Origin of the sequence: Pseudomonas triticicola, assembly GCF_019145375.1 — a bacterium.
GTDB classification, from domain to species: Bacteria; Pseudomonadota; Gammaproteobacteria; order Pseudomonadales; family Pseudomonadaceae; genus Aquipseudomonas; species Aquipseudomonas triticicola.
Map to the genome: position 1 here is coordinate 1,532,455 of NZ_JAHSTX010000001.1, position 13,332 is coordinate 1,545,786.

14 protein-coding genes are annotated in these 13,332 nt (G+C 60.5%); 2 read left to right on the top strand and 12 right to left on the bottom strand.

Features of this window, described 5'->3' with window-relative positions:
- Positions 1–43: 43 nt before the first annotated feature.
- The gene (locus KVG85_RS06890; RefSeq protein WP_217863364.1) at positions 44–1,045 is read right to left on the bottom strand and encodes a zinc-dependent alcohol dehydrogenase family protein; all 1,002 of its coding nucleotides are present in this window, start codon (positions 1,043–1,045) and stop codon (positions 44–46) included.
- Between the two features lie 108 nt (positions 1,046–1,153).
- Here KVG85_RS06890 and KVG85_RS06895 point away from each other — a divergent pair, with 108 nt between their 5' ends.
- Complete coding sequence (locus tag KVG85_RS06895) at positions 1,154–2,035, top strand: LysR family transcriptional regulator (protein WP_217863365.1); 882 nt, start codon at positions 1,154–1,156, stop codon at positions 2,033–2,035.
- A gap of 154 nt (positions 2,036–2,189) precedes the next feature.
- Here KVG85_RS06895 and KVG85_RS06900 read toward each other — a convergent pair whose 3' ends face one another.
- The 5 genes from KVG85_RS06900 to KVG85_RS06920 form a co-directional block, all read right to left on the bottom strand.
- Entirely contained in the window at positions 2,190–3,620 is a 1,431-nt protein-coding gene (locus KVG85_RS06900; RefSeq protein WP_217863366.1) for an amidohydrolase family protein, read from the bottom strand.
- A gap of 40 nt (positions 3,621–3,660) precedes the next feature.
- Entirely contained in the window at positions 3,661–4,464 is an 804-nt protein-coding gene (locus KVG85_RS06905; RefSeq protein ID WP_217863367.1) for an ABC transporter permease, read from the bottom strand.
- Positions 4,465–4,483: 19 nt separating this feature from the next.
- The gene (locus KVG85_RS06910; protein WP_217863368.1) at positions 4,484–5,326 is read right to left on the bottom strand and encodes an ABC transporter ATP-binding protein; all 843 of its coding nucleotides are present in this window, start codon (positions 5,324–5,326) and stop codon (positions 4,484–4,486) included.
- Positions 5,327–5,386: 60 nt separating this feature from the next.
- Positions 5,387–6,412 (bottom strand): aromatic ring-hydroxylating dioxygenase subunit alpha, encoded by a 1,026-nt coding sequence (locus tag KVG85_RS06915; RefSeq protein ID WP_217863369.1) that lies wholly within the window; start codon positions 6,410–6,412, stop codon positions 5,387–5,389.
- 75 nt (positions 6,413–6,487) lie between these two features.
- Positions 6,488–7,510, bottom strand: a complete 1,023-nt coding sequence (locus tag KVG85_RS06920; protein ID WP_217863370.1) for an ABC transporter substrate-binding protein — start codon at positions 7,508–7,510, stop codon at positions 6,488–6,490.
- A gap of 667 nt (positions 7,511–8,177) precedes the next feature.
- Between KVG85_RS06920 and KVG85_RS06925 the strand changes: the two genes are divergently transcribed.
- Positions 8,178–8,999 carry an outer membrane protein OmpK gene (locus KVG85_RS06925; RefSeq protein ID WP_217863371.1) on the top strand — a complete coding sequence of 274 codons (822 nt, stop codon included), beginning with the start codon at positions 8,178–8,180 and terminating at the stop codon, positions 8,997–8,999.
- A 77-nt stretch (positions 9,000–9,076) separates the two neighbouring features.
- Here KVG85_RS06925 and KVG85_RS06930 read toward each other — a convergent pair whose 3' ends face one another.
- From KVG85_RS06930 to KVG85_RS06955, 6 genes are all read right to left on the bottom strand, one after another.
- Positions 9,077–9,706, bottom strand: coding sequence for a cysteine hydrolase family protein (locus KVG85_RS06930; protein WP_217863372.1), 630 nt, complete (start codon positions 9,704–9,706; stop codon positions 9,077–9,079).
- A gap of 74 nt (positions 9,707–9,780) precedes the next feature.
- Positions 9,781–10,437: a DsbA family oxidoreductase gene (locus KVG85_RS06935; RefSeq protein WP_217863373.1), complete on the bottom strand. Its 657-nt coding sequence runs from the start codon at positions 10,435–10,437 to the stop codon at positions 9,781–9,783.
- On the bottom strand, positions 10,434–10,649 hold the full coding sequence (locus KVG85_RS06940) for a tautomerase family protein (RefSeq protein ID WP_016774741.1): 216 nt from the start codon (positions 10,647–10,649) through the stop codon (positions 10,434–10,436). The genes KVG85_RS06935 and KVG85_RS06940 overlap by 4 nt, the downstream gene beginning before the upstream one ends.
- Before the next feature lie 204 nt (positions 10,650–10,853).
- Entirely contained in the window at positions 10,854–11,321 is a 468-nt protein-coding gene (locus KVG85_RS06945; RefSeq protein ID WP_217863374.1) for an HvfA family oxazolone/thioamide-modified RiPP metallophore, read from the bottom strand.
- A gap of 252 nt (positions 11,322–11,573) precedes the next feature.
- Positions 11,574–12,365: an HvfC family RiPP maturation protein gene (locus KVG85_RS06950; protein WP_217863375.1), complete on the bottom strand. Its 792-nt coding sequence runs from the start codon at positions 12,363–12,365 to the stop codon at positions 11,574–11,576.
- The gene (locus KVG85_RS06955) at positions 12,358–13,239 is read right to left on the bottom strand and encodes an HvfB family MNIO-type RiPP peptide maturase (protein WP_217863376.1); all 882 of its coding nucleotides are present in this window, start codon (positions 13,237–13,239) and stop codon (positions 12,358–12,360) included. Before KVG85_RS06955 ends, KVG85_RS06950 begins: the two co-directional genes overlap by 8 nt.
- Positions 13,240–13,332 lie beyond the last annotated feature (93 nt).

The following is a 13,332-nucleotide window of genomic DNA, read 5'->3' on the forward strand; positions in this document are numbered from 1 at the left end:
CGCACGCTTTTGGCCGAGTGCGCTCTAAAGAGATTACAAGCAACTATGCAGCCACAATCTCGATCACCGTCTTGCCCTTGCCGCGGCCTTCGGCGACTTGGCGAAACGCCTCGTTGACCTCTTGCAGTGCAAAGTGCTGTTGATCCACGCGGATCGTCAGTTGACCCGCGTTGGCCAGCGCAGCGGCCTCGCGCAGGATAGCGCCGTGGTGTTCGCGTCCTTTGCCGGTGAGCAGTGGCGCCAGGGTGAAGACGCCCGAGTAGGTGGCACTTTTGAAAGATAACGGTGCCAGGCTGTGCTGGCCCCAGCCCAGGCAGCTCAGCACGTGCCCGGTATAGGCTTTCACGGCTTTGAATGATGCATCCAGCGTGCTGCCGCCGACGGTGTCGTAGACAATGTCGAACCCTTCGCCGGCGGTGTAGTGCTCGACATAATCCTCAACGCTCTGTGCCTGATAGTCGATCGCCGTGGCCCCCAGCGAGCGTATGAAGTCGAGACTGCCCGCCGAACCGGTGGCATAGACATCGGCACCGCGTGCCTTGGCCAGTTGCACAGCCACTTGGCCGACCCCACCCGCGCCCCCATGAATCAGGACACGCTGACCAGAGCGGACATTGGCGTGATCGACCAGACCTTCCCACGCGGTGATGAATACCAAAGGCAATGCAGCCGCCTCACGCATGCTGAGGGTGTGTGGCTTGACCGCGATCAGGCGGGAATCCACGGCAATGTACTCGGCCATGGTGCCTTGGGCACCGCCGATCCCGCCGGGCATGCCGAAGACTTCCTGGCCCGGGGTGAACCCCTCGACCGCTTCGCCCACTTCGACCACCGTACCGGCAAGATCAAGGCCGAGCACCGCCGGCAGCGTTTGGCGGGCGTGAGCCCCTGCGCCGGCGGCAATTTTGGTATCGAGCGGATTGACCCCTGCGGCGTGAACCTTGACCAGTACTTGCCCCTTACCGGGAACAGGGCGGTCGATGTGACGGATGGCCAGAGGGGATTGAGCGGACTCGGCGATGGCGGCAAGCATGGAATGTTTCATGACGGGAACCTGTGTTGGGATGGACGCTTACAGATTGCCGCGCTTTAATCATTCCGATAAGAAACCCAATTTGCATATGACTTATTCCCCAAAGAGAACCAATCGCCGATGGATCTGTTCGACAGCATGCATGTCTTTGTTCGCGTCGTGGAGCGCGGGTCTTTCTCGGCGGTCGCCCGTGAACTGAACATGGGGCAGCCGGCGGTGAGTAAACAAGTGCGCGCGCTGGAGCAGTACCTGGGTGGGCCATTGTTCGCACGCAGCACTCGGCACCTGGCCCTGACCGACCAAGGTCAACGTTTCTACGACCACTGCCAGGAAATCCTCGGCCACGTCGAAACTGCCACGCGAAGCTTCACCAGTGGCCAGGAGCAGATCGCCGGCCCTTTACGAGTCGCCGCCCCGGTCAGTTATGGAAGGTTATGCATCGCACCGCTCATAGGGATTTTCCTGCAACGCCATCCTGATGTGCGGATTGACCTGCGGCTGAGTGACCACAATGAAGACCTGCTCAAGGAAAACATCGATCTGGCGATCCGCATTGGCGTAGTGAAGAGCGAGGGATTGGTGGCACTACCACTGGGCAATAGCCGACGGCGTGTCTATGCGGCGCCCGGTTACCTGGCTCTGCACGGCGTTCCACGTGAGCCCAGCGAACTGTCAGGACACAACTGCATCGGCTTCACGTTGCTGGAGCATTACGACCGTTGGCACTTTACGCACCTCGGCCAGGCGTTCGATGTAGGTATTCAGGGCAACGTCACCAGCAACAGCAGCGAGGCCATCCGCGAAATGGTGCTCTCCGGCTTGGGTATTTCCCTCTCACCGCAATGGCTGTTCACAGCTGACGTCGAGCAGGGCAGGGTGAGTACCGTACTCGACAACTATCAGACCAGCGCGCTGCCTGTCAGCGCCGTACTCAGCCGCGAGCGACGACGTTCAGCGCGGACGATGGCGTTCGTCGATTTTCTACGCGAGCAATTGTTGTAGCAGCGCCTTGTGATACGCCGTCCGCTGCTTTCTTCTCCGGGACCCTGAAACTATCTGATGACAGTCCCAAGTCGATTACTGGCGTATTTTTCCATCTGCCAGACATTTAATGCGGCCGAGTATTGGCACGGCAGCACGTGCCGGGGAGATCAGCTCATGAGCGTACGCCTGCGGCCTGCTGCAACCGCCGTACCGCGTCTCGGGCCTGGGCGCCGAGTTCGGCCAGGTCGAAGTCAGGCAACTGGTCGTCGTGTACGGTCAACCGGCCACCGACCAGCAAGGCGCGCAAGGTCGGGCGTCCTCCGCCCACCACCGGCCCGATCGCCGGGTCATGCAGGCCGAAGTATCGCGGCTGGTCCAGGCGGTAGATCGCCAGGTCGGCCGCCATGCCCACTTGCACGCTGCCCACAGCGTCCAGCCCCAGCACCCGAGCCCCGCCAGACGTACCCCAGCGCACCACGTCTTCCACCGTGGCCGCGCTGGCACCGCCTTCCTCGTCACCGCCGGCATAACGCGGGCGGGCCCGTTCGCCAAGTCTGGCCCGTTGCATCAGCCAGGCGGCGTGGGTTTCGCTGATCATGTCGCAGGCCTCGTTGGAGGCGGCGCCATCCACGCCAATCGACACCGGCATTCCCGCAGCCTCCATGGCCACCACATCGGCAAAGCCACTGCCCAGGCGGCCATTGCTTTGCGGGCAATGCGCAATGCCCGTACCGCTGGTCCCGAGCATGCGGATTTCCTCGGCGTCGAGTTTCACCAAATGCGCGAACCACACGTCCGGGCCGAGCCACTCGTGTTCGGCACAGAACGTCACTGGCGACATGCCGTGGCGTTGCTGCACCTCATTTTGATATTCGACGGTTTCGCTCAGATGGCTGTGCAGGCGAATGCCCAGTCGCCGGGCGACCCGGGCGGTTTCGCGCAGGTGTTCGGCAGGCATGGAGTAGGGCGGGCTGGTGGGCGCCATCACCACCCGCCGCCAGGCATCGGCGGCCGGGTCGTGGTAGCGCCGCACCAGACGCTCGACGTCGTCCAGGTATTGCTCCAGGGTCTCTGGCCCAGCCACTGACTTGCCTTCGGCTTGCCGTGCTTGCGTGGCGCCGCCACGGCAGAGGACAAACCGCAGCCCCAGCCGTTCGGCTTCCTCGAACAACACCTCGGCACTGTCAAAGTCCATGCCCGGCAAGTACAGGTAATGATGGTCTGCGACGGTGGCGCAGCCGGATCGTGCCAATTCGACCAGGCCAATGCGCGCGGCGAGGCGAAAGCTTTGCTCGTCAAACGCGCCGCGATAGCGATAGGGCACGGCACCCAGCCAGGCTCCCAAGCTCTGGTCGATACCTGCGGGAATGCCTTTGAGCAGCGACTGAAACAGGTGATGGTGGGTATTGACCCACGCCGGGTAGACCACGCAATCGGTGGCATCCAGCACTCGCTCGCCGGGCTGGGGTTGCAGGGCGCCGATGGCGCTGATGCGGCCGTCGATGATGCGAATATCAGGCCCGGCATGGCGCGCCGCCGCGCCGGACAAACCAGTGAGGATGGCGCTGGCGTTACGTACCAGCCAGCTGTTTTCAAGCTTCATATGAGGCTCCATACGCCGCGCCTGCGGCGAATTCAAAGGGTCAGCCGAGTTCGCTTTCGTGCCAGTTGCGCAGGCTAAACCGGGCCAGCACGGCCATCAGGCTGAATAACGCGACACCGGTCAAGGCGATCAGCAGCAGAGCAGCGAACAGCCTTGGAATATTCAGTTGAAAGCCGGCCTGGAGGATCTGATACGCCAGCCCTGCACCGGTGCCCCCGGTGCCGGCAACGAACTCCGCCACCACCGCGCCGATCAACGCCAGCCCGCTGGCAATGCGCAGCCCGGCAAAAAAACACGGCAGGGCGCTGGGAATGCGCAGGCGCAGCAGCACCTGCCAGCGGCTGGCGCGGTTCAGGCGGAACAGATTGAGCAGGCCGGGGTTGACGCTGCGCAAGCCGAGTACGGTGTTGGCGATGATCGGGAAAATCGCCACAAGAGTCGCGCAAATAACCAACGCCAGCGTGGTGTTGCTGCACCAGATGATGATCAGCGGTGCCACGGCCACCACCGGCGTCACCTGCAACAGGATGGCGTAGGGAAACAGGCTGGCTTCCAGCACGCGGCTCTGCACAAACACAAAGGCCGCCAGGGTGCCGATAAGCACCGCCAGGGCAAACGAGAAAAAGGTGATCTTCAAGGTCATCCACAATGCACCGAACAGCATCGGGCCATCGCTGATCAGGGTACGGCCGATATCGACCGGGGAGGGCACCAGATACACCGGCACCTTCCAGGCCACACATGCCAATTGCCACAGACCCAGCAATACCGCGCCGAGCAGCAGCGGCGAGACGATGCGCAACACCGTGGGGTGACGTAACCAGGGAGTAAAGGACGGGTTCATGAGCGGGCTCTCAATAAAGTCAGCAAGGATCGCCATTGGCCTGGGCCAGGAGCTGGGACAGGCGTGCGCACTGCGCGATAAAGGCCGGGGAGGTGCGGTAGGCCTCGTCTCGTTCCAACGGGCCGTCGATTTCGATGTCGGCGATTACTCGGCCCGGGCGCGCACCCATCACCACCACCCGCGATGACAGGTAGACGGCCTCGAAAATGCTGTGGGTGACGAACACCACGGTCAGGTCGCGGCTAGCCCACAGCTGACGCAGGTCGCTGTCGAGCTTGTTGCGGGTGAACTCATCCAGGGCGCCGAAGGGCTCGTCCATCAGCAGCAGATTGGGCTCGGTGGCCAAGGCCCGGGCGATGGACGCGCGCATTTGCATGCCGCCGGACAGTTCCCGCGGGTACACCTGGCTGAAGCGGTCCAAGCCGACAAGGGCAAGGGCGGCGTCGACCTTTGGCTGGCTCCGGGTTTTGGGCACATTGGCCAGATCCAGCGGCAGGCGCACGTTGTCGCTGACCTTGGCCCAAGGCATCAGGGTCGCCTCCTGGAACACCATCGCCAGGCTTTGCCCTTGGGTCGGGCTGGCCGGGCTGTCTTTGCCCCACCAGCGCACGTGGCCGGCGGAGGGTTTTTCGAGGCCGGCGAACATTTTCAGCAGGGTGCTCTTGCCGCAGCCCGAAGGGCCGAGCAATGAAACGAACTCGCCGCGCTGAATGGCCAGCTTCACCCGGCTCAAGGCCTGGGTGCCGTTGCTGTAGGTTTTTTCCACCTGATTGGCGAACAGCGGTGTTTGCACGCCGACACTGTCGCCCCGTGGCAACGCCTGTGGCAGGGCGTTGGCCCCAGTTATGGTTTGCATCAACATAGCGCTCTCCCCTTGGGTCATGAGCGTCCGGTAAAGCCCCGGCACACCGGGGCGCTGACTTCAATGGCTGAGAAACACTTCACTTTCACCGTGAGCTTCGAGCAGGCCCAGCAATTGCCGGCGAATCACCAGGCCAGGCTTGTCCGACGGCATGTGCAGTTCCACTCGCCGGCGAGTATCGACACAGGCGTCGTAATCGGTGGCTTCGAGGATGTCGCGGTCTTCGGCGGTGATCGCTGCGTCCCAGTCGATCAGTTCCTGGGTCGAGCATTGCTCTTCACCGTCATTGCGATACAACCACTGGACCAGCATCAGGCGCCCGTCTTCCATGGGCGTCGCGCAGTTGTAGATGATGTGGTGGATGCCGCTGTCCGGATACATGCAGCCAAAGCGCCGGGAGAACGGCAGGTAATAGCGGTTGATCAGGTGGCGCTGGGTAATCGGCTCGCGGGTGCCGGTGATGCGATAGCTTTCCTCAGGATTGCGGATCGGCACCCGAGTCTCCGCCTCGAAGCCGTAGTGGGTTTCGCGAAACTCGTAGCCGGCCGGCGCGGGCTGGTCGAAAAGGCCGAAATTGGCTTTGTGGACGAAGGAAAAATGCGAGTTGTCAAAGGAGTTTTCCATGACCCGCAGCGGGCTGGTTTTCCACTCTTCGTAAAACTGGAAGATGCGCCGGTAGCCCGGGGCGCCATCCTCGGGAAACTCAGGGATTGGTTGCAGAGGATCGTCGAGGGCAACCCAGGCGTAGCCGTATTTTTCCTGGCAGTGAAAGGCCTGGACCGAGGCGCCCGGCGGAATCATGCCAGCGGGGTTTTGCGGGATCTTCACGCAGGTGCCGGTGCAGTCGTATTCCCAGCCGTGATAGCCGCAGGCGATGTTGCCGTCCTCGCTGACAAAACCTTTCGAGAGCTTGGCGGTGCGGTGGCAGCAACGGTCGCGCATGGCCACCGGGGTGCCGTCGGGGCGCTTCCACAGCACCAGCGCCTCACCGAGTAAAGTGAAGGGCTGCGGGCCGGCATCCAGCGCGGTCATGGGCAGCAGGGCATACCAGAAGCGGCGCAATACAGGTTGTTTGGTGACCAACATAACAAGTGTCCTCACGGTAATCGTTCAGCCGGCTCTTGGGCTCGGGCTCTGGGTTCAGCAGTCTTGCAATCAGGCTCAGCGGCTGGCGGACTGTTCGGCGCCAGGCAGTACCTTCAAGTCCTGCACGAAGCGCGTGGTGTAGGCCTTCTGCCAAGGCGCATCGGCACCGAGCAGGCCGGCGTCGACCATGAAATTGCGCGTGGCCTGCCAGCGCGCATCGCTCATCACGCCGATGCCTTGGGTGGCGGCATCACCGCCGGTGACCAGGCGATATTGCTTGAGCGTCGACAAGCCCCAGGCGAGCAATTCATCGCTCATGTTCGGGTTGTCGGCCTTGATCAGGTGGTTGGCGCTCGGGTTGTCGAGGTAGCGCTTCCAGCCCTCCATCGAGGCGCGAACAAAGCGCTGGACTCGCTCAGGATGCTGATCGATCACGTCCTGGCGAGTGGCCAGGGTCGAGCCGTAGGGCGGGTAACCGGCGTCGGCAAACAGGAAGAAGTTGGCTTTCTCCCCGGCCTTCAACGCCTGGAACAACTCGGAGCTGGCATAGGCCTGCTGCGTGGTGTTGGCGTTCGCGAGGAAGGGTTGCAGGTTGAAGGTGTAGGGGCGCGCCTGGCTGTCCTTGAGCTGATATTTTTCCTTGAGCCAAGGCCACCACGTTTGCTGGCCCGAGGTGGACACCAGCACCTGTTTGTTCTGCAACGCATCCAGGCCGCTCACATCGGCATGGGTCAGCAGACCCTGAGGATCACCTTGAAAGGGCGCGGCCACGGCCACCACCGGCAGGCCTTGCTCCACACTTTTGAGAATCTGCAAGTCGTAGTTGACGATGAAATCGGCCTGCTTGTTGAGCAGCAGCTGCATGCCATTGACCTGCGGCCCACCCATGCGGATGGTCACGTCCAGGCCTTCTTTTTCATACAGTCCATCCGCCAGGGCCTGGTAGAAACCGCCCTGTTCAGCTTGGGCATACCAGGAAGTGAGCAGCACCACCTTGTCATTGGCCAAAGCCAGTGGAGACGCGATCAGGGCGGCGGGCGCAAGCGCCATGGCCAGTAGCGAGCGAAGCGGTTGACCCAAGGCAAAGCGAATTTTCATGATGTGTTCTCCACAACGATTCGAAAACCGCCGCGCGCCAATCGGCACGCCAGCGCGGGTCCGATTGGAGAGAACAAGGGGAGGAGAGAGGGCGCGTATGCGTAGTTACACGGCTGACACTTCTCTCTTGCCCGGGGCGCTGGCGCCGCGTTCAAGCATCCAATCGGACGTACGCCCACAGGGGAGGGCGCAAGAGCAATGCCCGGTGCCATTGCTGGCACTGACCGCTTCTACTCGAAAGCAGTCTTAGCCAAAAGTGTGCCAAGCCGTCGCAGGCCCGCCTTCACGGGATCCGGCGGGCGAGGCAATCACCAGGAGGTGGGCAGGCGAATCGCAACAGTGCGAATTCAAGTGGGCGCGCCTCAATCTGGTGCGCAACCGATGGCCGCAAAGTATTCAGTTTCACGCATCGATTGTGCTGAATGAGGGCTGAAGATTGTATTCGCTCAGTTGGCACAACCCCTGCTTAGTCCTCAATCGAGTAGAAGCGGTCAGCACAGAGGGCTCTCAACAGAACCCGAGGTGCAGGGCATTGCTCTGGCGGCATTACGCCGCGCACCCGGCAAGGGTCGCCCCTCGTTAATTTGAGGGCCAGAGCAGCTGCTTGATCCGCAGCTCGGGCATGCCTTGCCGGTGATATCCGCCAATCACCTGACAAGGGCAGCCCATGAACGCATCGCGTATTCCATTACTTGCACCTTCACTGCTGCGTCGCAGCCTGCCGCCGCTGTTAGCTCTGGCCAGCGCCGGCGCCGAAGCTGGCCCTCTGTTGTGGAACGACAACAGCTTGAGCTACCTCTACGGCCAGCATTTCAAAGTCGACGGCACTGGCGACGATACTCAGCACACGCTGAGCTTCGAACACGCCAGCGGCTGGACGTGGGGCGATATCTTCATGTTCGTCGACAACAAATGGTCCAGCGGACTCTCGGGTGCCGACGGCCATTCCTACTACGGTGAATTCTCCCCACGGCTGTCGCTGGGCAAAATCAGTGACCGCTCCCTGAGCTATGGCATCGTCAAGGACGTCCTCATCGCCGCCACCTACGAGCGCGGTGAAAACCGCAATCGCAAATACCTGCTGGGTCCTGCTGTCGACCTCATGCTTCCAGGCTTCGATCGCTTTTCCCTGAATACCTACTACCGCAAACCCGACGGCATCACCGGTAAGGCCTCAGGTCAATGGCAGATCAACCCGACCTGGTCCATGACCCTCCCGGTGGGTCGCTCCGATATTCTTTTCGACGGCTATCTGGAGTGGTACGTCAACGACGTCGGCAACAAAGGCACCTCCAACTGTGTGGCCAGGAGCTTTCACTTCAACCCACAAGTCAAATACGACGTGGGCAAGGCGCTGGGGCAACAGCAAAAACGTTTTTATGCGGGACTTGAGTGGGATTACTGGTCGAATAAATACGGGATTGAAGACACGAGCGGATTCCCTACCGACCAGAACGCGTTGAGTCTCTTGCTCAAGGTGCATTTTTGACGGGGCCGATCGCCCATTGCAGAAAGCGGCCTTGACGCACCACCTCGGCAAACTGGCGAAATCGGTGTTCATCGCCGCTACTCCTGCACTGCCAGCGCCTCAATCAGTTCCTGGGTGGTGACGATTGAATGAGCGAAAGTCGGCCCGTTCAACTCGTGGGCGGCGTGCATCATTTCCGCGCGGAAAGCGGCGGTCGCATCACGCACCAGCGTGACGTGGTAGCCCAATTCCGAGGCGTAGCGGGCGGTCGCTTCGATGCAGGTGTTGGCGAGCAGACCGACGATGATCACGTGGGTGATGCCTTTCTGCTTCAGGCGAAAATCAAGGTCGGTATTGGCAAAGCCGCTGGAGCCCCAATGTTCCTGCACGATAATGTCGCCGTCCTTCGGCGCGAAATCGGGATGCCATTCGCCGCCCCATTCACCACGTGCGAAGTGGTGCATGTGCATGATTTTGCACTGGGTCGGTGTTGGATGATCCCAGCCCTCGTAGTCGCCATGTTCCCAGCGGTGATGCGGCACGATGACCACCGGAATGGTCTGGGCTCGTACGGCGCGATCGAGGGCTCGCAGGTTGTCGAGCAGCCCGACCTGCTCGGCAATCGGCTTGATCAAGGGGAAGACCTTGCCGTTTTCCGAGAGAAAATCGTTGTACGGATCGACCAGCAGATAAGCGGTGCGGTTCAGCGGATAAGGGGCTTTCGACATGAGGATGTACTCCACGCAAGTTGAGTGACCGATGCCGTGGGCTCGCCCGGGCATCGTGCTGGTAAATCGTGTTGTCAGGCTACGGCGGACTCTCGTGCCACTTGCCTGAGAATTTGTTCGTACTCCTTGACGGATAGCGATCCGGACACCAACTGGCGACCGTTCAGCACCATGGCCGGGACCGAGTTAATTCCGCGCTCAAGGTAAAAACTCTCAAGTTCACGGACCTCGAGAGCGAACGCCTCGCTAGTCAAAATCTCTCGGGCGCGGGTGGTTGAAAGTCCCGCTTCACCGGCCAGGCGCACCAATGTTTCGTGGTCGCTGGGGTTCTCGCCATTGGTGAAATAAGCCTCGATCAGGATTTTCTTCAGCGCGACCTGGCGACCTTCCTGCACGGCCCAGAGCAGAAGGCGATGGGCATCGAAGGTGTTGTAGAAATGGCTGCGCTTGTCCAGGTCGAACTGAAAACCGATGGCTTTGCCACGCGCGACGATCATTTCATTGCGCGAGGCGACTTCTTCGGCGCTGCGCCCGTATTTGCGCATCATGTGCTTGATGGCGTGCTCGCCCTCGGCCGGCATGTCCGGGTTCAGTTCGAAGGGCTTGAAGGTCAGTTCCACGGCAACCTCGCCGGCGACATTGGCGATGGCTTGTTCCAGCGCTGTGGCGCCGAGTGCGCACCAGGGGCACACGACATCCGACACAAAGTCGATACTGACGGGGAAAGTCATTTCTTCGACTCCGTCAGTTGTTGGCGGTACTCGGTGGTGGTAATTCCCGCATAGCCCCAGTTGTCGGTATCGACCTCTTCAATAACGATGTGGGTGAGGTGCGGGTCCTTGTTGAGGACGGTTTGCATGGTTTTGGTGATCTCGGCGATGACTTGAGATTTCTGTTCTTTGGTAACGCCGTCGCGAGTGATACGAACGCTGATGAAAGGCATGGGATAAGTCTCCAGTAGGCGCCCCATCGACATGATGAGGGGAGCGGTGGGATGGACTTTAGAGTGTTGCGTTCAGGGGATAAATCAGGGGCGGAGAACATCACTTATAACGCGGTGTAATCAATACAACTGGGGGCTTTGCAGAAGGTAAATCGCCCTCCCTGGCTGCAGGCGCGGGGAGGGCGAATGCTACGGCGGGAGGAATCAGTCCTGCGCTTTGCTCATGCGGGTAAATAGCTCGGTGGGTACTTTCTTGCCGTTGGAAATGTACTGGTTGGTTCTGAACTTGTAGACCTCACCTTCCGAAAGAAAACCATCGTGGTTGGTGTCCATCGCTTTGAATTCTTCACCGCCCTGAGGTGCCACAGCCAGCAGTTCTTTAAGAGAGACGAGGCCATCATGGTCGGTGTCTGTGCGAGCGAAAGAGTCGTCCCCGCATTTGCCTTCACCGCACTTGCCTTCGGCAGTAGCGGACTTGTCGCTGGCTTCGCTGGCCCCGCATTTGCCTTCGCCACACTTGCCTTCGCCGGTTTTATCGGCCGATGCCAGTTGGTAGCCTTGGGGCAGTGGCTCAACAGCAAAAGCCGCAGACGATGCCAGGCTCATGCCACCGGCTAAGGCAATTGCGGCCAGGCCAAGACTGGTTTTGTTCGACATTGGTTTACGGTACATAGTGCTTCTCCAGATGCTTTGCGCGGCCAGGCCGCGGTTCATGCCACAGGGCGGATAGACCCTCAAGGAAGCTCGAGGCGAAGGGCGCAAGCGTCGTCCACTTCGACAGAGCGGCCTTGTTCGGGCAGGCCTATTTAGCGGGAGTCATGTATCGGCGATGTATCGGCGAGCGGAGCATTTGTAAGCCAATCCCAGGAGTTAGCGTTTGGGTACATAGAGATACAAAAACCGACCTCAGCCTTTGCTCGTCAGTCAGGACAACAGCTTTAAAACGGGTGTCGCGGCTACGCCGACGGCAGCTTGCGCATGCAGCTGGCGCAGCAGCACCAGTGCGTCAGCGACGAAGCCGGTCACATCTGATGCACCAGCCTCCGCAGCCAAAGCGTGCAACTGCGCTCGACCATCCATGTCAGGGAACTGCTCGATCCGCTGCAACAAACGGAACGCGAGAGGGCTGACCTGGGAGAATTGCACTTGGCCACTCGGCACACGGCTGATCAGCAGCAACGTCGGTTGTTCTGGCGGTTCAGAAGGCAAGTGGCCTGGCGCGAGACGATGTACGGCCCAAATGTAAGCCAGCGGCCAGACGAGCGGGGAGAGCCTGAGGGGACGGTCGAGTAAATGCGCCGCATCACTGGCCTTTAACGGCGCAGCGTCCAACTGTTGCAGCGCCATTTCCACCCACTCGTAATGAGCCAATTCAGGCAAGAACGGGTACAAGGGGTGTTCGTGATCGGGCGAGTCTTCCAGGCTCGCTACGAAGTCTACAAACTCACGAGCAATTTCTCCGAAGCGTGGTGTCTGCGCGCGGTAGTCACGCAAAAAACGTCGTACCAGCGCACGCCAACCGGCATCACCCAGCACGGCAACCAGCACCGGAAACGTTCCACCCAGCAACCCCAACAGATTGTTCAACACCAGGTTGAGATAGACCTGCGCTCTCTCGGGATTCATCTGCGCAGGCGGCGCATAACTGTCCGGGTCACGCAGGTACCGGGTCAGCGCGAGCTGCTGACTGTGCAGACTTGAAGTGGAGTCAGCCATCGACAGTCACCCGCACCAAAGCATCCGCGTCGCGCTGCAAGCGCCTGATGGTGTTCAGCTCAGCGACCAGTTCGTCGTAGGACGGAAAGTTGAAATCGCGCTCCAGCAGGGTTGGCTTCACACCGAAAAGGTCATAAGCCTGGCCCAGCAATGACCAGACTACCGGTTTGACCGAAGCACCATGGGTGTCGATGATCAGGTCATCAGCTTCGTCGTAATGGCCAGCCACATGCATGGCGACTACGCGTTCTGGTTCCAGGCCGGCGAGGAAAACCGCTGGATCGAAGCGGTGGTTCACTGAGTTGACGTACACATTGTTAACGTCGAGCAACAGGTCGCAATCGGCCTCGCGGAGCACTGCATTGGTAAAAGTGAGTTCGTCCATGTCCTGATGAGCAGCGGCGTAGTAGGAGACGTTCTCTACAGCAAGACGACGACCGAGAATGTCCTGTGCACGACGGATGCGCGCCGCAACGTGATGAACGGCCTCTTCAGTGAATGGCAACGGCAGCAGGTCGTAGAGATGGCCATCGTCACTGCAGTAACTCAGGTGTTCGCTATAAAACGGCACGTTGAAGCGATCAAGAAACCCGCGGACTTGCTCAAGAAAAGATTCGTCCAGCGGCGCACTGCCACCCAGCGATAGTGACAGGCCATGGCATGACAGCGGGTAGCGTTCAGCCAGCAATCGCATGGCTTCACCATGAGCGCCGCCGATGCCGATCCAGTTCTCTGGAGCAACCTCTAGAAAATCGAAATCACCGACTGGAGCGTCACGAAGCGTGTTGAGCAGCGCACGGCGCAATCCCAGCCCGACGGTCGCCTCAGGAAGCTGTGGATCTAGATGTGCAGGTGACGAAATGTTCGTTTGCATGAGCTCAATACTCCGATTCGACGTCTGGAACCCCCGACCCACAGCACCTCCACGGCTACCGCTGGCAGCCGGGGGTTGTGAATCGGGTGATTG